Annotated in this window: 20 protein-coding genes; 10 read left to right on the forward strand and 10 right to left on the reverse strand. The window is 68.9% G+C overall.

The window, feature by feature from the left end:
• Nucleotides 1-177: 177 nt before the first annotated feature.
• Entirely contained in the window at nucleotides 178-936 is a 759-nt protein-coding gene (locus ACFCQI_RS05350; protein ID WP_395120346.1) for a 4'-phosphopantetheinyl transferase, read from the forward strand.
• A gap of 100 nt (nucleotides 937-1,036) precedes the next feature.
• On the opposite strand, the gene cyoE is transcribed toward ACFCQI_RS05350, so the two are convergent.
• From cyoE to ACFCQI_RS05370, 4 genes are read right to left on the reverse strand one after another with little or no spacing between them, the layout of a single operon-like run.
• Complete coding sequence (gene cyoE / locus ACFCQI_RS05355; protein ID WP_395121264.1) at nucleotides 1,037-1,939, reverse strand: heme o synthase; 903 nt, start codon at nucleotides 1,937-1,939, stop codon at nucleotides 1,037-1,039.
• Between the two features lie 5 nt (nucleotides 1,940-1,944).
• Nucleotides 1,945-3,105 carry a heme A synthase gene (locus ACFCQI_RS05360; RefSeq protein WP_395120347.1) on the reverse strand — a complete coding sequence of 387 codons (1,161 nt, stop codon included), beginning with the start codon at nucleotides 3,103-3,105 and terminating at the stop codon, nucleotides 1,945-1,947.
• Entirely contained in the window at nucleotides 3,105-3,677 is a 573-nt protein-coding gene (locus tag ACFCQI_RS05365) for a hypothetical protein (RefSeq protein WP_395120348.1), read from the reverse strand. Before ACFCQI_RS05365 ends, ACFCQI_RS05360 begins: the two co-directional genes overlap by 1 nt.
• Before the next feature lie 34 nt (nucleotides 3,678-3,711).
• On the reverse strand, nucleotides 3,712-4,440 hold the full coding sequence (locus ACFCQI_RS05370; RefSeq protein WP_395120349.1) for an SURF1 family protein: 729 nt from the start codon (nucleotides 4,438-4,440) through the stop codon (nucleotides 3,712-3,714).
• Between the two features lie 59 nt (nucleotides 4,441-4,499).
• Here ACFCQI_RS05370 and ACFCQI_RS05375 point away from each other — a divergent pair, with 59 nt between their 5' ends.
• Nucleotides 4,500-4,715 (forward strand): twin transmembrane helix small protein, encoded by a 216-nt coding sequence (locus ACFCQI_RS05375; protein WP_395120350.1) that lies wholly within the window; start codon nucleotides 4,500-4,502, stop codon nucleotides 4,713-4,715.
• A gap of 49 nt (nucleotides 4,716-4,764) precedes the next feature.
• On the opposite strand, the gene ACFCQI_RS05380 is transcribed toward ACFCQI_RS05375, so the two are convergent.
• Together ACFCQI_RS05380 and tviB are read right to left on the reverse strand one after the other, a co-directional pair.
• A complete protein-coding gene (locus ACFCQI_RS05380) occupies nucleotides 4,765-5,787 on the reverse strand; it encodes an NAD-dependent epimerase (protein WP_395120351.1) in 1,023 nt (340 codons plus the stop codon).
• 64 nt (nucleotides 5,788-5,851) lie between these two features.
• Nucleotides 5,852-7,129 (reverse strand): Vi polysaccharide biosynthesis UDP-N-acetylglucosamine C-6 dehydrogenase TviB, encoded by a 1,278-nt coding sequence (gene tviB, locus ACFCQI_RS05385; RefSeq protein WP_395120352.1) that lies wholly within the window; start codon nucleotides 7,127-7,129, stop codon nucleotides 5,852-5,854.
• 153 nt (nucleotides 7,130-7,282) lie between these two features.
• Here tviB and ACFCQI_RS05390 point away from each other — a divergent pair, with 153 nt between their 5' ends.
• From ACFCQI_RS05390 to ACFCQI_RS05425, 8 genes are all read left to right on the forward strand, one after another.
• Nucleotides 7,283-7,903 (forward strand): XrtA/PEP-CTERM system exopolysaccharide export protein, encoded by a 621-nt coding sequence (locus tag ACFCQI_RS05390; protein ID WP_395120353.1) that lies wholly within the window; start codon nucleotides 7,283-7,285, stop codon nucleotides 7,901-7,903.
• A 33-nt stretch (nucleotides 7,904-7,936) separates the two neighbouring features.
• Complete coding sequence (locus ACFCQI_RS05395; protein ID WP_395120354.1) at nucleotides 7,937-9,490, forward strand: XrtA system polysaccharide chain length determinant; 1,554 nt, start codon at nucleotides 7,937-7,939, stop codon at nucleotides 9,488-9,490.
• A complete protein-coding gene (locus tag ACFCQI_RS05400; protein WP_395120355.1) occupies nucleotides 9,487-10,278 on the forward strand; it encodes a polysaccharide biosynthesis protein in 792 nt (263 codons plus the stop codon). Before ACFCQI_RS05395 ends, ACFCQI_RS05400 begins: the two co-directional genes overlap by 4 nt.
• 150 nt (nucleotides 10,279-10,428) lie before the next feature.
• Entirely contained in the window at nucleotides 10,429-11,745 is a 1,317-nt protein-coding gene (locus ACFCQI_RS05405) for a hypothetical protein (protein ID WP_395120356.1), read from the forward strand.
• Between the two features lie 96 nt (nucleotides 11,746-11,841).
• Entirely contained in the window at nucleotides 11,842-12,525 is a 684-nt protein-coding gene (locus ACFCQI_RS05410; RefSeq protein WP_395120358.1) for a serine aminopeptidase domain-containing protein, read from the forward strand.
• A complete protein-coding gene (locus ACFCQI_RS05415) occupies nucleotides 12,522-13,352 on the forward strand; it encodes an alpha/beta fold hydrolase (RefSeq protein WP_395120359.1) in 831 nt (276 codons plus the stop codon). Before ACFCQI_RS05410 ends, ACFCQI_RS05415 begins: the two co-directional genes overlap by 4 nt.
• Entirely contained in the window at nucleotides 13,349-14,341 is a 993-nt protein-coding gene (gene galE, locus ACFCQI_RS05420; protein ID WP_395120360.1) for a UDP-glucose 4-epimerase GalE, read from the forward strand. The genes ACFCQI_RS05415 and galE overlap by 4 nt, the downstream gene beginning before the upstream one ends.
• Nucleotides 14,338-16,038: a hypothetical protein gene (locus ACFCQI_RS05425; RefSeq protein ID WP_395120361.1), complete on the forward strand. Its 1,701-nt coding sequence runs from the start codon at nucleotides 14,338-14,340 to the stop codon at nucleotides 16,036-16,038. The genes galE and ACFCQI_RS05425 overlap by 4 nt, the downstream gene beginning before the upstream one ends.
• Nucleotides 16,039-16,048: 10 nt before the next feature.
• Here the strand turns inward: ACFCQI_RS05425 and ACFCQI_RS05430 are convergent, their stop codons facing one another.
• From ACFCQI_RS05430 to ACFCQI_RS05445, 4 genes are all read right to left on the reverse strand, one after another.
• Entirely contained in the window at nucleotides 16,049-16,858 is an 810-nt protein-coding gene (locus tag ACFCQI_RS05430; protein ID WP_395120362.1) for a glycosyltransferase family 2 protein, read from the reverse strand.
• Nucleotides 16,855-17,850: a polysaccharide deacetylase family protein gene (locus ACFCQI_RS05435; protein WP_395120363.1), complete on the reverse strand. Its 996-nt coding sequence runs from the start codon at nucleotides 17,848-17,850 to the stop codon at nucleotides 16,855-16,857. Before ACFCQI_RS05435 ends, ACFCQI_RS05430 begins: the two co-directional genes overlap by 4 nt.
• Nucleotides 17,851-17,858: 8 nt before the next feature.
• Nucleotides 17,859-18,830: a GNAT family N-acetyltransferase gene (locus tag ACFCQI_RS05440; protein WP_395120364.1), complete on the reverse strand. Its 972-nt coding sequence runs from the start codon at nucleotides 18,828-18,830 to the stop codon at nucleotides 17,859-17,861.
• Nucleotides 18,831-19,054: 224 nt separating this feature from the next.
• Entirely contained in the window at nucleotides 19,055-20,119 is a 1,065-nt protein-coding gene (locus tag ACFCQI_RS05445; RefSeq protein ID WP_395120365.1) for a glycosyltransferase family 2 protein, read from the reverse strand.
• Nucleotides 20,120-20,342: the final 223 nt, after the last annotated feature.

Here is a 20,342-nt window from a genome sequence, read left to right on the forward strand (position 1 = left end):
CTTGCCCGGAAAATGGATGGAAAACCTTCATGCCACCGGCGCGGGAAACGAACGCCACGACGGCGCGCGCTGCCCGATCCCACTATGCTTGCCCCCGACTCCCGGCACCGCTTGCGGCACCAAAGATGGTCCGCGGCCTCGATTGCGTCGGGAGCCGATGGACGCAGGGAGACATTCTTGACAGCGCAAGACAGATCCAGCCGACTCTCGCCCGAATGCGACGGGCACGACGCGCTGCTGCGCAGCGCACGCTGGCTGGAAGTGGGCGATGATGACCCACGAGTGCCCCCGGCCTTCGTGATCGAGTTCTCTTCCGCGGCGTTCGCCCTGCCTGCCTTCGAGCAGCATGGCGTGCCGCTTCCGGCTGCACTGCAGAGGGCCGTGCCCAAACGGCAGGCCGAGTTTCTGGCGGGCCGGATCGCGGCCCGCCACGCGATCGAGCGCCTCGGCGTCGTTGCGTCGATTCCGGGCATCGGATCATCGAGGGAACCACGGTGGCAGCCGGGCGTGACGGGAAGCATCACGCACACGCGCGACCTCGCTGGCGCAATCGCCGTCGAGGCGTCGGCCGTGAGGGGCATCGGCATCGACTTCGAGGAGGTCATCGAGGCCGCCGCCCGCGACGCGGTGCGGGAACTCGCCTTCACGCCGGGCGAACTCGCCTTGCTGGAGAAGCAGCACGGTCACTTGTCCGACGACATGCTCCTCACGATCGCGTTCTCCGCCAAGGAGAGTCTTTTCAAGGGCGCGCACGCGGCAGCGGGCCGCTACTTCGATTTCAGCGCCGCGCGGGTTTCCGCCTTGGACGCAGATGCCGGCCGCCTGACCCTGACGCTGGCGGAAACGCTCTGCCCCGACCTGCCGGAAGGCAGCTGCCACCCCGTCAGCTTCAGGATGCTCCGCCCCGACACGGTCGCGACCAGCTTCGTCTGGTGAAGGCGGCGACACCGCGCTCGCCTTCCGTCGCCGCCGACAACTCATCCGAAAATCCCCCGCCGAAGCCCCCCAACGACGCGCGCACAGCCCGCGCCACCGTTCAACCGATCTGCTGCAGCATCGCCCCATGCTGCAGCAGCGGGTCGACCAGCCAGTGGTCGAGCAGCAGGAAGGCGAACAAGGCCATCAGGTACACGATGGAGTACTTGAATACTTTCATCGGGTACAGCTCGTCGGGCGGGTTGAGCAGGCGGATCGCGTAGTAGAGGAAGCCCGCGTCGAGCACGATCGCACCAGCCAGGTAGAGCAACCCGCTCATGCCGGTGATCGCCGGCAGCAGGGTCACCAGCACCAGCAGGATCGTGTAGAACAGCACCTGCCAGCGGGTGTAGACCACGCCGTGGGTGACCGGCAGCATCGGCACGCCGGCGCGCGCGTAATCCTCGCGGCGGAAAATCGCCAGCGCCCAGAAGTGCGGCGGCGTCCACACGAAGATGATCAGGCACAGCTGCAGCGCGAATGCGTGCAACTCGCCGGTGACCGCGGTCCAGCCCAGCACCGGCGGGATCGCGCCGGCGAGGCCGCCGATCACGATGTTCTGCGGCGTGGCGCGCTTCAGGTAACGGGTGTAGACCAGCGCGTAGCCGATCAGTCCGCCGAAGGTCAGCAGTGCGGTCAGCGTGTTGACCAGCAGCGCCAGCACCAGCATCGAGGCGATGCCCAGCAGTACCGCGAACGCCAGCGCCTGGTGCGCGGTGAGTTTGCCGGTGGCCAGCGGGCGGCGGGCGGTGCGCACCATCAGTTTGTCGATCCGCTCGTCGATCAGGTGGTTGAACGCCGCCGCCGAACCGGACGCCATCCAGATGCCCAGCGTGCCGAACACCAGCCCGCGCCACGGCGGCAGGCCGGGCACGGCGAGGAACATGCCGATCACGGCGCAGAACACCAGCAAGGCGACGACGCGCGGCTTGGTCAGCTGCAGATATTCGCGGATCAACTCCATCTCGCTCACGACTCCTCTGATATCGGCACGGCCGCCTGCGTGCGCGCCAACGTCGCCAGCAGGGCAAACAACAGCAAGGCCGCCACGCCATTGTGCGCGGTGGCCACCGGCAGCGGCAGGCCGAAATACACGTTGCTGATGCCCAGCGTCACCTGGGCCAGCAGGATCAGCGCGATCGCCAGCGCGTGCGCCCGCAAACCCCGGCGCGCCGCTTTGAACGCCAGCCAGCCGAGATAGCAGAACACCACCAGCGCGCCGATCCGGTGCGCGATCTGGATCGCGCTGCGCGCGGCCATGTCCAGCACGCCGCCTTCGTAGTTGACGCCGATGCCGCGCCACAGGATGAAGCCTTCGCGGAAATCCGTCGGCGGCGCCCACTGGCCCAGGCACTGCGGGAACGAGCCCGGGCCGTAGCCGCAGGCCAGCGCCGCGTAGTTGGACGAGGTCCAGCCGCCCAGCGCGATCTGGCACGCCAGCAGCACCACGCCCGCCACCACCAGGCTGCGCAGCGCGGCCAGGCGCTGGTCCGGCGCGGCGACGCCGGCGAAACGCAGCGCCACGTACGAGAGCAGGCCGAAGGTGAGCATGCCGCCGAGCAGGTGGCTGGTGACCACCACCGGTTTCAGCAGCAAGGTGACCGTCCACATGCCGAGCATGGCCTGGAACACGATCACCGCGAACACCAGCACGCTGATCCGCCGCGCGCCGCCGCCACCGAGTCGCCACGCGCCGAACAGCGGCGCGGCGATCGCCACGCCCGCCAGCACCGACGAGAACACATGCTCGCCGCGCATGTACATGGTCACGCCGATCGCCGCGCATATCGCGCCGACCACCACCATCGCGCGCACGCGCCGGTCCCGCCACGCGGCGGCCAGCGCCAGCACCAGCACCATCACGCCCAGCGTGCCGGCGAGGAAGCGATGCACCTGCTCGCGCCACGCCTTGTGCGCCTCGTACGGACGGTCCGGGAACGCCGCGTCGGCGTGCGCCACCGCCTGCGCGTGCTGCGGCCAGGTGACCTGGCCGTAGCAGGTGGGCCAGTCCGGACAGGACAGCCCGGCGTTGGACAGCCGCACGAAGGCGCCGAACATCACCAGGCCGAAGGCGAACAGCGCCGCCAGCAGCGACAAGCCGCGCAGAAACTTCCGCTGACGCGCCGACATCACTTGATCACCTTGCGCATGTCGCGCAGCAGGCCGGCGGCATCGAAGCCGGGCGGATAGAACGACAGCGCGGTGCCGTTGGATTCCACCAGCAGCGCGCCGACGCTGTCGGACGTGGCGGGTCGATAGCCGTCGAGCTTGCCGTCGACATCGCGGCCGGTTTGCCAGTACGTCGACATCGCCTCGCGTGCCGCCGCATCGGCAGGCGGCGTGCCCAGGTAGAGCAGGCGCAGGCGATCCTGCTTGTGGTTCAGCATCACCCGCGCCTTGGCCATGGCGGTGAGCGTGGCCAGGCATTGCATGGCGCAATCCGGGCCGGCCAGCGCCACCAGGGTCATCCGCGGCTCGCTGTCGCGCCAGGCGTAATCGCCGCCATCGGCCAGCACGACGCGCAGGTGCTCGTCGAGGAAATTGCGCTGCGGCACGATCGGCTGGCCGTTGCCCTTGGTGCCCGGCTGCCAGCCGGCAAAGGTGAGCACGCCGGCGGCGATCATGGGCGCCAGGAACACCAGTGCGATCAGCAACAGGTGGATGCGGCTCTTGCGCGTGCGGTTGGGGTCAGCGGTGTTCATCGTGGACATTCATCACAGGACATCGGTGGGGTCATCATCGCCCGCGCGGAGGGCGCTTGCGATGCAGCACCAGCAGGATCACCACCGCGGCGACGGCGAAGGCAAACCACTGGAACGCATAGGCGCGGTGTCGCGCCGGCGGCATCGAGAGGTCGAGCGTGTGCTGGCGCACGTAGATCGAGGAGGCGTCCGCATCCAGCGCCAGCACGCGCGGGTACAAGGGCCGGCCGAGGTCGGCGGCCACCTGGCCCATCGCCAGGTAGATGCTCTGCTTCGGCCAGCGGGTCTGCCGCGCCAGCGCATTGCCGCCCATCTCGAAACCGGTCGGCGGCGGCGGCACGTACAAGCCGCGCAGCTCGACCGGCGTGGCCGGCAACGGCGGCAGTTGCGGCGCCTTGCCGTTGCCGCTGCCGGGCAGGAAACCCAGGTCGACCAGCAGCAGCGGCGCGTGCCCGGCCAGTTCGAACGGCGCAAACACCTCCACGCCGCCGCGCTCGTCATGCTTGGGGTTGTCCAGCAGATAGAGCCGGTCGGCAAGGTAACGGCCGTGCACCTGCACGCGCGGAAAGCTGCCCGCCGGCGGCGTGGCGGCCACCATGGCGAAGTCCTGCGATGGCGCGGTTTCCGCTGCGGCATAGCGCCGCAGCAGCGATTCCTTGAAGTCGGCGCGATGCAGTTGCCACACGCCCAGGCGCAGGAACAGCAAGGCGCCGGCCGCCGTCAGCAGCAACGCCCACCACGACGGACGGCGAAAGCCGTTCACGCGGTGCGGCTGCCGCGGGTGGCTATACTGCCGCTGTCGAAATCGCTCGGACCGATCACGTGGAAACCATCTACAAAGTCGCGCTGGTGGTGGTACTGCTGGTGGTGATCTTCAATCTCGGCCAGGCGCTGTTCTTCATGATGAAGGACAAGGACGACGACCGACGAACGGTTTGGGCGCTGACCCGCCGCATCGGCCTGTCGCTGGTGCTGATCGGCATGGTCGTGCTGGGCATCTGGATGGGCTGGCTGCACCCGCACGGCGTCAGCCCGTAATTGTAGCGGTTGTGCCGCCCCGGCGTTGCCGCGGCGCGCGCCACGTCGATCAGGCTTGCCCGCCGACCCGGTAATAGTCGCGATACCAGCGCACGAAATTCGCTACGCCCTCCTCCACGCCCACCCGCGGCCGGTAGCCGACCGAGGCGATCAGGTCGGAGATGTCGGCCTCGGTGTCCGGCACGTCGCCGGCCTGCAGCGGCAGCATCTCCATCTGCGCCTTGCGACCCAGGCACTGTTCGAGCACCTCGATGTAGCGCAGCAGCTCCACCGGCTGCTCGTTGCCGATGTTGTAGATGCGGTATGGCGCCACCCCGCTGCTGGCCGGGTCGGGTGCGTTGCCGTCCCAGCCGCGGTCCTTGCCGGGGATCTTGTCCAGCGTGCGCACGACGCCCTCGACGATGTCGTCGACGTAGGTGAAGCTGCGCTTGTGGTGGCCGTGGTTGAACACCTTGATCGGCTCGCCCGCCAGGATCGCGCGGGTGAACAGGAACAACGCCATGTCCGGCCGGCCCCACGGCCCGTAGACGGTGAAGAAGCGCAGCCCCGTGCACGGCAGGCCGTACAGGTGCGCGTAGCTGTGCGCCATCATCTCGTTGGCCTTCTTCGAGGCCGCGTACAGCGTCAGCGGATGCTCGGTCGACTGGTGCTCGGAGAACGGCATGCTGGTGTCGGCGCCATACACCGAACTGGTCGAGGCATAGACCAGGTGCTCGACGTCGTGATGGCGGCAGCCCTCGATGACGTGCAGGAAGCCGGTGACGTTGGTCGACACGTAGATGTGCGGGTTCTGCGCCGCGTAGCGCACGCCGGCCTGCGCGGCCAGGTTGATCACCCGCTGGGGCCGGTGCCGCGCGAACACCGCCTCGATCGCCGCGCGATCGGCAAGGTCGACGGGTTCGTGGCGGTAGCCCGGGCGATCGGCGAAGCGCGCCAGCCGCGCCTTCTTCAGCTCCACGTCGTAGTAGTCGCTGAGGTTGTCGATGCCGATCACCTCGTCGCCGCGCTCGAGCAGGTGCATGGCGACGTGGGAACCGATGAAGCCGGCGGTGCCGGTGACGAGGACTTTCATGCGGAAGCAGCCTGCGGCGGTGAAAACCCGCCCATGATACGCAGTCGCAAGGTGCAGCGCAGGTCTACAACCGGCCGTCGACCTCGGCGCGCGGCAGCACGTACTTGACGTCGTACAGCACGCTGGACGGCTTGCCGAACGCACGGATGCCGGCGCTGCCCAGCGCGGCGAACTGTCGATGGCCCACCGCCACGATGATCGCGTCGTAGGCGCCCGCGGCGGGAGCGTCGACCAGCTCCAGGCCGTATTCGTGCCTGGCCTCCGCCGCGTCGACCCATGGATCGAACACGTCCACCTCGGTGTTGTAGCCGCGCAGCGCGTGCACGATGTCCACCACGCGGGTGTTGCGCAGGTCCGGGCAGTTCTCCTTGAACGCCAGCCCCAGCACCAGGATGCGCGCGTGCACCGGATTGATGCTCTTGCGCACCATCAGCCGCACCACCTGGCCGGCGATGTACTCACCCATGCTGTCGTTGGTGCGCCGGCCGGCCAGGATCACGTCCGGGTGATGGCCCACTTCCTGCGCCTTGTGGGTGAGGTAATACGGATCGACGCTGATGCAGTGGCCGCCGACCAGACCCGGCCGGAACGGCAGGAAGTTCCACTTGGTGCCGGCCGCCTCGAGCACTTCCAGTGTGTCGATGCCCAGCGTGTTGAACAGCTTGGCGAGGTCGTTGACCAGCGCGATGTTGAGGTCGCGCTGGGTGTTCTCGATCACCTTGGCGGCCTCGGCCACCTTGATGCAGCTGGCCTGGTGAGTGCCGGCGGTGATGATCGAGCCGTACAGCCGGTTGACGAAGTCGGCTACCTCGGGGGTGGAGCCGGAGGTGACCTTGAGGATGCTGGTGACCCGGTGCTGCTTGTCACCCGGGTTGATCCGCTCCGGGCTGTAGCCGGCGAAGAAGTCGCGGTTGAAGACCAGCCCCGAGACGCGCTCCAGGATCGGGATGCAGACCTCCTCGGTGCAGCCGGGGTAGACGGTGGATTCGTACACCACGATGTCGCCACGCTCCAGCACCTGACCCAGGCTTTCGCTGGCCTTGACCAGCGGGGTCAGGTCGGGGCGCTTGGCCGCGTCGATCGGGGTGGGCACGGTGACGATGTAGACGTTGCACCCGCGGATGCCCTCCAGCTCGGCGCTGAAGCGCAGGCGGGTGGCCGCCGCCAGCTCGGCCGCATCGACCTCCAGCGTGTGGTCGTGGCCGGCGCGCAGCTCGTCCACCCGTGCGGCGCGGATGTCGAATCCGACCGTGTCGTAGCGCCGGCCGAACTCCACCGCCAACGGCAGGCCGACATAGCCCAGCCCGACGATGGCGACCCTGGTGTTTTCCAGCTGCTGCATAGGTAACTGTCCCGTGATTTCCTTGATGGGGCGCGGCGCGAAGCGGGCCGACGGCCGGTCCGGCGCAGTCCGCGCGCCGTGTCCGCATATCCGGTTGTCGACGTTCCTGCCGTGATATTCTGCACATTCTGAAAGACAATCAGGAGGATTGCCATGAAATCGTTGTGCCAACTGCTCATGCTCGGCCTGTTGCTCGTGCTTGCCGGCTGTGCCACCGGTCCCGGCTCGACGCAGGCACCTTCGGTGAACCCCGAAGCCCAGGCGGTCGCCGTCTACCATATCGGTGTGGACGATCAATTGCAGGTGTCGGTGTGGCACAACCCCGACCTGAGCGTCAGCGTACCCGTGCGCCCGGACGGCATGATCACGGTGCCGCTGATCGGCGACGTGCAGGCCGGCGGCCGCACGCCCGAACAGGTCGCCGCGGAGATCAAGGAAAAGCTCCAGGCCTACGTGCGCGACCCGCAGGTGGCGGTGATCCTCACCTCGCTGCGCAGCCATGAATACCTTTCGCGCGTGCGCGTGACCGGCGCGGTGCGCACGCCGGTGTCGATCCCCTACCGCCAGGGCATGACCGTGCTCGACGCGGTGCTCGCCGCCGGCGGCACCACCGAATTCGCCGCGCCCGACCGCACCGAGCTGTACCGCAAATCGGGCGACGCCACGCAGTCGTACGCGATCCGGCTGGACAGCATCCTGCAGAAGGGCAACCTGACGACCAACTACCCGGTGCAGCCGGGTGACGTCATCACCGTGCCGCAGCGGGCGTTCTGAGCTGCCGGCACAGGCACGCGAGTCGACCCGTCCATGAACGAAGAACCCAATCCCCTGCTGGCACTGCTCCCGGTGCTGTGGACCGAGGCCAAGCGACGACGCGTGTCGCTGGCGGTCATCTTTGCCTCGATCGCGATGCTGGCGCTGATCGCCGGCATCAACTGGCCGCAGCGCTACGACGCCTCGGTCACCATCCTGGCGCAGAAGAGCAGCATCATCACGCCGCTGATGGAAGGCGCCGCCGCCGCCACCGGCAACACCAACCGCGCCGGCATCGCCAAGGCGGTGATCTTCAGCCGCAAGGTCATGGACCAGGTGCTGGTGGCCGGCGGCTGGATGGCGCACAAACCCTCCCCGGTCGACCAGGACAAGCTGATCCAGGAGATCAAGGCGCGCACCCTGGTCACGATCTCGCGCGACAACCTCATCACCATCAGCTACCACGACAGCGACGCGCGGCGCGCCTTCGACGTGACGCGCACGTTCGGCCAGCTGTTCATCAGCGAAAGCGTGGCCTCGAAGATGAAGGAGAGCCGCGACGCCTTCGACTTCATCGACAGCCAGGTCGAGGCCTACCGCAAGAAGCTGACCGACGCGGAGAACAAGCTCAAGGACTACCGCAACGCCAACGCCGACGCGCGCCCGGGCAGCGAGGCCGACACCAACGCCAGCATCAGCCAGTTGCGCAACCAGATCGAGACGGCGCAGATGGACCTGATGGAGAAGCGCTCGCAGGCCGGCTCGCTGGAGCGCCAGCTCTCCGGCGAGTCGGAGGTCAACGCGGTGCAGACCTCCAACGGCATCTACGAAAGCCAGCTCGCCGAACTGCAGTCGAAACTGGACAAGCTGCGCCTGACCTACACCGACGAATATCCCGACGTGGTGCGTACCCGCCACCAGATCGAGGACCTGCGCCGCCTGCTGGCCAGCGCCGACCAGCAATCGGCCAAGGCGCCGCGCGCGATCGGCGACACCGGCACCAACGGCAGCGCCGTGCAGTTCAACCCGCTCTACCAGCAGATGCGCAGCCAGCTCGCCACCTTGCGCTCGGACATCGCCGCCACCACCGCGCGGCTGGGCGCGGCGCAGGCGCGGCTCGACTCCGAGCTTGACCGCAGCAAGCGCATCGCCAACTCCGAGGCGGTCACCGCCGAGCTGACCCGCGACTACACGGTCAACCGCGACGTCTACCAGGACCTGCTCAAGCGCCGCGAAAGCGCGCGGGTGTCGATGAACCTCGACTCCGACCAGGATGGCGCCTCGTTCGTGGTGCAGAACCCCGCGGTGATGCCGCTGGTGCCCTCGGGACTGCGCTTCATGCACTTCGGCATCGCCGGCATCCTCGCCGGCCTGGCGGTCCCGTTCGGCGTGCTGTTCGGCTTCGCCCGCTTCGATCCGCGCGTGCGCTCGGCGGAGCAACTGGAACAGGCGACCGGCCTGCCGGTACTGGCGACCGTTCCATTTTACCCGACACCGGGCGACCATCAGCGCGAGCGGCGGCGCAACCTGGCGCTGGTGGCGATCGTGCTGTGCGTGGTGCTGGCCTATGCGCTGCTGTTCTGGTTGAAGCTGAAGGGACTGGCATGAACGCTCGGGACGATGACAAGTCGGTAATCAACCTGCTCTCGCGCGAGCCCGAGGCCCGCGAACGGGCCGCGGCCGCCGGCGACGAGGCCAAGGCTGCGCCGGGCCATTCGATCGCGCTGATGTCGGAAACCGGTGCACTGGTGCCGCGGCAGCTGGAGGAGCGCCGGCTGATCCACCGCGACGAGTCGGTGCGAACGCAGTCCGATGCCTTCCGCGAGATCCGCACGCGCCTGCTGTGGCTCGGCGGCGAGCGCAACTTCGTGACCATGGTGGTGCCGGTCAGCCCCAAGTCGGGCGGCAGCTTCGTGGCGCGCAACCTGGCCCTCGCGTTCGCCTTCGACGAAGCCAAGACCAGCCTGCTGATCGACTGCAACCTGCGCTACCCGACCCAGCACGAGGCGCTGGGGGTGGCGCGCGGCAGCGAGGGCCTGATCAACTTCCTCGAACAGCCGTCGATCGGCATCAAGTCGATCATCTACGCGACCGGCATCCCGCGCCTGCGCCTGATCCCGGCCGGTTCCACGCGCGAGAACAGCGGCGAGTATTTCTCCTCGTTCCGCATGCGCGCGGTGGTCGATTCGCTGCGTTGCCGCTACCCGGACCGCTACCTGTTCCTGGACGGGCCGGCGATCAAGGGCTCGCCCGACGCGCGCATCCTCTCCGAGCTGGCCGACCAGGTGGTGGTGGTGGCCGGCTACGGCCGCGACACGCCGGCGGCGATCAGCCAGGCGGTGGCCAGTTTCGATGCGAACAAGGTGGCCGGAGTGGTGTTCAACCACGCACCGTGAGGCCGTCCGGCGGGGCGTTGCGACACTCCGCCCCACCGCACGGTTCCGCGCGGATCTGCCAGACTCGCAGCGCCAGGGGCAAGCCATCGGATGCGGTTTCCGCAGGTTCAGGGCTCGACGATCATGGACAAGACAAGGGGGCACGCACACATGTCGACATATCGCACCCGCAATTGCGTACTGGGGTCGATGCTGGTCATTGCCTCGACCGGCGCATCGGCGGCGCAGTTCGACTACGGCTGGCGCGTCGGCGTGGGCCACAGCGACAACATCGGCCTGACCGAAACCGACCCGATCAGCCAGAACATGCTGATCCCGGGCTTCGACTTCAGCTATCAGCAGGAAGGCTCCACCTTCCAGGCCGACGTGGTCGGCAACCTGGAGTACCGCGACTACCTGGCGCACGCCTTCGATAACCAGACGCTGGCCCAGCTCGCCGGCCAGGCGAACTGGACGGTGCTGCCCGAGCGACTGGATTTCACCGTGCGCGACGTGGCCAGCGTGCAGCCGCTGTCGACCTTCTCCAGCAATGCGCCAGACAACCAGCAGCAGACCAACGTGCTGACGCTGGGCCCGACCCTGCGTTTCCGGCTCAACCCGACCGTGCGCGGCCAGGCCGAACTGCGCTACATCGACAGCCGCGCGTCCAAGACCAACGAGTTCGATTCCTCGCGCGGCCTGCTGGCCTTGCGCCTGTTCAAGGATCTCAGCCCCACCGCATCGCTGTCGGCCAACGCGGAAACCGAGCGGGTGACCTTCGACCACGCCGACGCCGGTCCGGCCTACAACCGCACCCAGCTGTTCGTCAGCTCGGTCAGCCGCCTCAGCCAGCTCGACGTCAATGCCTCGCTGGGCTGGTCACGGCTCTCGTTCGACCAGGCGCAGTCGATCAACACGCCGCTGGCGCGGCTGAGCGTGGCCTGGCGCATGACCCCCAACAGCACCCTGCTGCTGCGCGGTGCGCGCCAGTACGGCGACGCGGCGGAAGACCTGATCAACCAGCTCGACCAGAACCCCGGCGAATCGGCGCTGGCCCCGCCGGCACCGTCGAACATCAACACCGGTGCCACCGTGATCAGCTCGCAGGTCTATACCGAGCGGCGCTACGAGGTGGTCTACACCTACGTCGGCACGCGCTGGAACCTGCGCATCGCGCCGCTGTACCGCAACTTCGATTACGTCAACGACCCCACCGACAGCCAGCGCGGCCGCGGCGGCACCCTCGGCCTCGACTACCGGCTGCACCCGCGCACCACGCTGTCGCTGTTCGGCAACACCGAGTCGATGGAATACAACACGATGGCGCGCACCGACCGCACCACCAACTTCGGCCTGATCCTTGCCACCCAGCGCACCGAGCACTGGAGCTGGAACGCGTCGTTCACCCGTCGGCTGCGTCACAGCGACACCGTCGGCGCCAGCTACCATGCCAACGAGATCTATCTCGGCGTGGCCTACCGGAGGTGACGGATGCGGGTCGAACCGGCACAACCGTGCCAATTCGGTAGCGGGGAGAGTCTGTTCGGTCTCTATCATCCGGTCGCCGGGCCGGCGCGCACGGCCATGCTGCTGTGCCCGCCGCTGGGCCAGGACATGATTCGCAGCCATCGCGTGTACCGCCAGCTCGCCGATGCGCTGGCGCTGCAAGGCGTCGCCGCGCTGCGCTTCGACTATTTCGGCACCGGCGACTCGGCCGGCGCCAGCGACGCCTGCGACTGGACCCGCTGCGTGGCCGACACGGTTGCCGCGGCGGCTGAACTGCGTGCACGCTCCGGCTGCAGCCGGGTGATCGGCTTCGGCGCACGACTGGGCGGCGCCATCGCGCTGGAAGCGGCCGCGGCCGGCCGCCTGGCGGAACTCTTGCTGTGGGACCCGCTGCTGGACGGCCACGAATCCGTGACCCGGCTGGACGCGGCGCAGGAGGCCCTGCGCGCGGACCCGATGCGCTTCCCCGCGCCGCGCAGCCGCGAGGACGCGGCCGATCAATGGCTGGGCTTTCCGGTCGGCGCCGACCTGCGCCGGCAGCTCGACGGCTGGCGCGCGACGCCGGCGACGATTCCCGTGCGCGTGTTCGCATCGCAGCCCGCCGCCACGCAAGCGGACTGGCCCGCGCAGCTCGGCGCCGGCAGCGCGGTCGTCGCGCTGTCGTCCACGGCAAGCTGGGATGTGCTGGATCGGCTGGAGCACGCCATCCTCGCCCCCGACCTGATCCGCGCCGTCGGCGACCACCTGCGAGCGGCGGCATGAGCACGGAACGCGCCTTCCGCTTCGGCCGCGCGCAGCACTTGGTCGGCGTGGCCGGGCTGCCCGATGCGGCGACACCTGCCGCGCCGGTCGGCGTGATCGTGCTGAATGCCGGCATGGTGCACCGGGTCGGGCCGTTCCGGCTGCACGTGGAACTCACCCGGCGGCTGAACGCCGACGGCTATCCCACCCTGCGCTTCGACCTTTCCTCGCTCGGCGACAGCAGCGCCGCCGACGAAGCGGGCTCGCAAGCGCAGCAGGTGAAGGCGGACGTCGCCGACGCGATGAGTCTGCTCGCCAGTCACGCCGGCTGCAGCCGCTTCGTGCTGCTCGGCCTGTGTTCCGGCGCGCAGAACGCGCACGGCGTGGCGCTCGACGAGCCGCGCGTGGCCGGCGCCGTCTTCCTCGATGGCTACGCCTACCGCACGCTGGGCTTTCGCCTGCGCCACTACCTGCCGCGGCTGTGGAGCGGCTCGCGCTGGCAACGCTTCATCAGCCGCAGCCTGCAGGCGCGCGCCAGCCAGGGCGACGACGTCTTCGCGGTACGTTTCCCGCCGCGCGAACAGGTGCAACGGGAACTGGCCGCCATGCTCGACCGCGGTCTCAGGCTGCACTTCATCTACAGCGGGGGGGTGACCCGCTACTTCAACCATCCGCGCCAGTTCCGCGAGTGCTTCGGGCGCCTGGCCGACCGCCCGCAGATCAGCGCGCGCCTGTTCGCCGGCAGCGACCACACCTACGCCCTGCAGGTGGATCGCCAGCGCCTGCTGGACGACATCGCGACGTGGTTGCGGGACAATTTTCCGATTTCCGGCGGGAGCAATCCATGAGCACGATCCTGGTCACCGGCGGCGCCGGCTACATCGGCAGCCACGTGGTGCAGCAGCTGAGCGAACGCGGCGAGCGGGTGGTGGTGCTGGACAACCTCGTCAGCGGCTTCGCCGACGCCGTGCGCGGCGCCGAGCTGGTGGTGGGCAACGTGGGCGATCAGCCGCTGGTGTCACGCGTGCTGGCCGAGCACAAGGTGGATGCAGTGATGCATTTCGCCGCGCACACGGTAGTGCCCGAATCGGTGCGCGACCCGCTGAAGTACTACGGCAACAACACCTGCAACACGCGCAACCTGCTCGCCTGCTGCGTCGAGGCCGGCGTGGACCGTTTCATCTTTTCCTCGACCGCGGCGGTGTACGGCACGCCGGCCAGCGGCGTGGCCGACGAGGACACGCCGCTGCAGCCGATCAATCCGTACGGCAGCTCCAAGCTGATGTCCGAGATGATGCTGCGCGACCTGGGCACCGCCGGCGCGATGCGCTACGTGATCCTGCGCTACTTCAACGTCGCCGGCTGCGACCCGCTCGGCCGCATCGGGCAATCCACGCCCAACGCCACCCTGCTGCTCAAGGTTGCCTGCGAGCATGCGGTGGGCAAGCGCCCGGGCCTGGCCATCTTCGGCACCGACTACGACACTCCCGACGGCACCGGCATCCGCGACTACATCCATGTCGAGGACCTGGCCGCGGCGCACCTGCGCGCGCTCGACCACCTGCGCACGGCCGGCGAGTCGCTGACGCTGAACTGCGGCTACGGCCACGGCTACAGCGTGCGCGAGGTGATCGAGACGGTGCGCCGGGTCAGCGGCGCGACGCTGCAGGTGACCGAGCAACCGCGCCGCGCGGGCGATCCGCCGATGCTGATCGCCCGCGCCGACCGCCTGCGCCAGCGCCTGGGCTGGGCGCCGCGCCACGACGACCTGGAGTTCATCGTGCGCACCGCGCTCGCGTGGGAACGCCAGCTGGCGGCACGGGACGCGGCCCGGTGACACGCGCAGCGCGCGGCTTCGTCCGGCGGCTGGGTGCACTGTTCGCCGGCCTCGGCCTGCTGCTCGCGACCGCGCACGCGCAAGGCGCCAGCGCGCCGCCGCCGATCGCCCGGCTGGCGCCGACCGGCATCGGCGCGCAGTGGCAGACGATCACCCTGCATCGCCACGGCGCCGTCGGCGATCGGGTGGCGGTGACTGTCGGCATCCCGTTCCCGCCCGGCATGCTGGACGACGCGCGACGGGTGCGCATCGAGGACGCGCGCGGCCAGCCCGTGCCGGCGCATGTCGAGGCCACGTTGCGCTGGCATTTCGACGGCGGCGGCATCCGCGCCGTGCGCGCGCAGTTCCACGCCACGCTGGCCGGCGACAGCGCGCAGCTGCGTTTCGCCCTCGCGCCGGTCGGCGCCACCGCGACCGCCGCGCCGGGCTGGGCCTACGCCGACGAGCTGGTGGACGGTGCCGACGGCGTGCGCGTGCCGGGGGTGCTGGCCACGCTCAGCCCGCAATGGATGACCGCTTCCCTGATCGCCGGCCCGCAAGTGCCGGCGGTACCCCCCGGCGCCTACGACCGCTACTTCGAAACCCAGTTCGCCTGGGCGCGCAAACTTCCGCGCAGCGACGGTTCGGCGTGGCTGTTCGATCGCCCCACCGCGCTGTTCCAGCAGTACGTGCGCACCGGCCGCGTCGATTACCTCGCCGCCGCGGTCCAGAGCTACCACTTCTACATGGCGCACATCCGCCGCTTCGGCGCACCGGGCTGGCCGCTGTGCGGCGGCGGTTTCAAGCTGGGCGAGGTGAACCCCTGCGACCCGAAGTACGTCTACATCCAGCCGACCCTGCTCGCGCTCGGCCTCACCGGCGACGACAGCCAGGACGACACGGCACTGGTCGAACGCATGGTGGGAGCGTGGGATACCGGCGGCTGGACCATTCCCGCCGGCCCCTACACCGGGCTCACCCAGAAGTTCTTCACCGAACGGCAGGCCGGGTTGGGCCTGCTGCAGATCGTCAGCGCGTGGGAACTCACCGGCAAGCGCGAATACCTGCAAGACATCGGCGATCGCGTGGGCTGGCTGTACCAGCACCAGCAGCACAATCCCGACGGCCTGGGCAATGACGGCTCCTGGCGCAGCAGCTGGGACATGCACGAAGGCAACCCGTACGACGCGGCCACCGACGTGCCGGGCAGCTCGCCGTGGATGACGCAGAACATCATCGACGGCCTGTGGCATGCCTGGCTGGCCACCGGGGACGCGCGCATCCCGCCGATGATCACCGCGTTCGGCCGCTACCTCGAGCGCTACGGCTGGATCGACGCCAAAACCGTGGCCACGGTCGGCAAGGACTGGCGCGACCCGTGCAGCGGACCCGGTGGCCAGATCAGCTGGTACTGGTCGTCGGCCCACGTCGACCGGGCCAGGCTGGTCGCCATCGAGAACTCCGACGGCTGGTACAGCGATTCGCACAACGTGGAGCTGACCCTGCCGGTGGCCGCCGCCCGCTATTTCAGCACCGACCCGCAGCTGCAGCATGCGCTGGACCGGCGCATGCATGCGCTGGCGTCGTCGTACGCCGTCGCCTGCGCGCGCAACGCCAGCACCGCGCGACGCTTCAACTGGAACCACCGCGGCACCGGCGTGGTGCAGTGGCTGATGCGCCAGGACGCGGGCAGCGGCGCCGCCCCGGCGCGCCCCTGACGCGCGTCGGTCAGGGCGATCGGCGCGGTCGCCTGCGCTTGGCGAAGGCGTGCCACACGTAGCGCAGCATGCACAGCGAGGCGCGCAGCAAGCCGAGCTTCTCGACCTGGCGATAGATCGTCCACTGCCAGCGCGCCGCGCGCAGCTTGTTGGCCGACAGCGACGACTCGCGCACCAGATACCAGGCCAGCGGTTCGGCGCTGTCCGCGCGCACCGCCGCGCCGGCGCGGCGAACCTGCTCCAGCCAGAACGCATAGTCCTCGTGGCCGATCCGACGGAACGGCACGTCGCCCAGCTCGCGCGCGTACAGGCCGGTGAGGTTGCCGATGAAATTGCTGGCCAGCATGTCGCGATGCTCCAGCCGCGCGGGCGGGTCCACCCGGCTGAGCACCCGGCCGTCTTCCGCCACCCGCCAGTACGCCGCGTAGCTGATGCGCTCGCCACTGGCGCGCAGGCTGGCCAGTTGCCGCTCCAGCTTGGCCGGGTGCCACCAGTCGTCGGCGTCCAGGAAGGCGACATAGTTGCCGCGCGCGACAGCCAGCGCGGCGTTGCGTGCAGCGGCCACGCCGCCGTTCGCCGGCTGGCGCTGCACGCGCACGCGCGCGTCGGCCTGCGCAAAGCCCTGCAGGATCGCCAGCGAATCGTCGTGCGAACCATCGTCCACCGCGACCAGCTCCAGGTTGCGATGGCTCTGCGCCAGCACCGACTCCACCGCCCGCGGCAACCACGCCGCGGCGTTGTACACCGGCATCACCACGCTGACCAGATCGCCGCCCAGCGCGGGCGTCGGGACAGCGGTCGTCGTCGGCGCGGCCGTCACGCGAACAGCTGCGGCAAGGTCGCGAGGGAGCGGAACCAGTCGGTGTCCAGCTCCGTCTCCACCGCCACGCGAGGGATGTCGTAGGCGTCCCAGCGATCGTAGCGGGCGTGCCCGCCGTAGTAGCTGAAGGCATGCTCCACGCCCGCTTCGCGCAGGCAGTCGCGGGTGATCTGGTCGAACGCGCCCCGGTTGCCGACCGGATAGCTGAAGCAGCGCATCGGCGCACCCAGTTCCTCGGCGAGCCGGCGCGCGCAACCCTGGATCTCGTCGCGCTGACCCTGCGCCGACATGCGCGACAACACCGGGTGATGCACCGTGTGCCCGCCGATGGTCATGCCCGCTGCCTGCATCTCGCGCAGCATGTCCCAGTCCATCCACAGCGCATCGCCGGCGCGCGGCCCGGCCCGGCCGGTGCCTGCAGCATCCGCCACGGCATCGAGAAACGCAGCGGTGGTCCGCTCCGGCATTTCCTTGTACTTGCGCAGCAGCCGGCGCACGGCGGCTTCGCGCTGCGGTTCGTCGAAGGCGATCGGCGCATCGAACCATGCCGGCAGGTGCAGCGCCTCGCGTCGGCTGCCGCGCACCATCCAGGCAATCTCGTCCCACCACGGCAGGCTCGGCGCGTCGATGAAACCGGTGGCGACGAAGAAGGTGGCGCTCACGCCTTCGCCGCGCAGGATCGGCAACGCCGTCTGGTAATTGTCGCGATAGCCGTCGTCGAAGGTGATCATCGCGTAGCGGCCGCGCTTGGCCGCGAGTACCCGCGGCAGGTCGGCCGGATCGATGATCTCCAGTTCCGTCCTGCAGAAGCGGATCTGCTCGGCGAACGCCTCGGCGCTGGCGCTCCACAGGCCGCGGTCGAATGGCGAATCCAGCGCGTCGCCGATGCGGTGGTAGTTGAGCACGAGCACGCCCGACCAGCGCACGGTCCGGTGCAGCAGTCGGCGCAGGCCACTGCGGCAAAGCAGGCGGGAAGCGATCGCTTTCTTCATGGGGAATGTCATGGCAATCGACCACGCGAAACCAGCTGGCCGACCTTCCTGCCCGCCCGCAACAACAGATGCCGAACCTCGCCGAACGCGGCACGCATCGTCGGCCTGCGACATGCCAGGCAGACCATGCCGCACTGCTCCGTCGTGAGCGATTTCTTGAACGCACTGGTTCCGCGCAGAAAGTCGTACCGATCCATCTCCCGACCGGCCAGTTGCGCCATCAGCAGCAAGTTCGCCGCCATCCCGGGGCTGTGGATGACCGCACGCTCGTCAGGCATGACCCCCAACTGATAGAGGTCGAACTTGCGGCCCGTCACGAAACCATAGAGCACCACGAAGGTGCTGGCCTGATGCGACAGGCGCGCCAGGATAACGCGTCCGCTGGCGACCCATTCGCGCACGAGGCGTCGATGAAACTCGGTGAACCGTGGCGCGGCGAAGCAACCCGGCCGCCCGTCGGCCATCCACCGCTCCTGGTGAATGCGGATCAACTCGTCGAAATAGCGCTCGGCTTCGGCCGCGTCCGCCAGTTCGAACACCGCGCCCGAGCGTTCGACCTTGCGCATCTCCTGGCGCGCGCGCATGCGGCTCTTGGACGACAGGCGCGCCAGGTAGGCCTCGAAGCCGTCCCCGATGAAGGCGATCGGACAGGCGTCACGGGAAACCGGTTGCAGGCGCGCGTGGCGCGGGAAGGCGCTGCGCCAGCGCAACAGTGCCGAATGTTCCGAGAGGTCGAGCAGCTCCAGCGTGTCCCAGGCCATGGCGTCGATCGCCCGCCATGCAGCCTTCGCGCAAGCCATCTCCTCGTCGGGCAGGTGCAGCAAGTCAAGGTAATCGGCGCAGACCTCCTCGAACTCCGCTTCGCCGGTGGAGAGGAAGCGCAGGCAGCGCACGCCGAGTCGGCCACCGCGGCCGACATCCAGGTACAGCGGCAGCACGCCGACCAGGCGCGCGCCGCGCCACAACGTGATGATGCGCAATCCGCCGCGGCCGTACACCGGGCCGTAGACGTCCCACCAATGGCGCAGCCAGGTGAAATCCAGCGGTGTCGATGCAGTGGGGCTGGCCTGGTACAGCGCGTCCCAGTCGGCGCGGATCGCGTCCCACGCGGCGACGTCCCCGATCACGCGCAAGCTCGGTGCTGACTCCGGCAAACCGTTTGTCCGCGAGGGCGCGCCCGTGCCTGGCGGCGCCTGGCTCACCGTCATGGCGACGCCACCGTGCGCTGGCGCAGATGCCGGCGGTGGGCCTGGAGCCAGTGGCGCAGCGCGGCCGGCAGGTAGCAGCCCACGAACAGTTCCCATGCCCGCTTCTGCAGCCACCGGTGGCGGATGCTGGCGAACAGGTGGGCGCGTGCCGCCGCCATGTCGTTGGCCTCGAAATGCAGCTCGCCGATCCATTCGTGGGCATCGGCCAGCGCGCCGTCGATCATCCGACGCGGCAGGTGGATCTCGTCGCGCGCGGTTTCGATCAGCGGAGCGATCGTGCGCAGGAAGTTGGTGGCGGTGTGGATGCGGTATTCCGCCCGGGTCAGCCGGTCGGGCATGCCACGCTGGTACTGGATGGTGGGCAGGTCGACGAAGCCCACCGGGCCATGGCGGCAGGTGCGCAGGTGGAAATCGAAGTCTTCGCCGGAATAGCGCAGGGTCTCGTCGAAGGCCACCACCTTTTCCAGCCGCTCGCGGCGGATCAGCACGGTGGAGGTATGCACCAGATTGCCCATGATCATCTGCGAGAAGATCATCCCGATGCGCAGCGGCGCGGCACCGACCACAGCCTCCATCGACGGCGCGAACGAGCGCAGCGGCACGCTGCGCTGGAACAGCCGATCATCGGGAAACAGCGCGTAGGTGCTGTACATGGTGCGGATGTACGCGCGGTTGAACACGCGCCCGTTCGGATCGATCGCCTCCATGTCGGTCCACACCATGCCCAGCTCGGGGAACTGCTGCATGCAGCGCAGCTGCAGCTCGATCTTCCAGGGTTGCCAGAAATCGTCCGAATCGAGCAGCGCCACGAACTCGCCGCGAGCCAGCCGCAGGCCATGGTTGCGCGCTGCCGCGACGCCGGCATTGGGCTGGGTGATGTAATGCAGGCGAGGCTCGTCGCCGTAGCGCTGCCGGACGAGTTCGGCCGTCTCGTCGGTGGAGCCGTCGTCGACGAGCAGGATCTCCAGCTCGGCGTGCGTCTGCGCAAGCACGCTGTCCAGCGTGCGCGCCAGGCAATAGGCACGATTGAACGTGGGGATGACTACGCTGACCAGTGCCATGGGTACCCGACCACTCCTGCATCCAGTGACAACACGAAGCCTCGACTCGCCTGCCACCATCCCTGCTGCGCCGGTCGCCCCCTGTCGCGCGTACCGTCGGCCGATCCCTCCCGGCCGCCGCGGGGCATCGAACCTCCGCAGGCGCTCGGGCAACGCCCGGAAACAGGGTCATTGTATGCGTTTTCCAGAGCGCCGGGCATCGCTTTTCACGCTTCATCCGGGC

It is taken from the genome of Rhodanobacter sp. FW102-FHT14D06 (genome assembly GCF_043950705.1).
In the GTDB taxonomy this organism is placed as follows: Bacteria; Pseudomonadota; Gammaproteobacteria; order Xanthomonadales; family Rhodanobacteraceae; genus Rhodanobacter.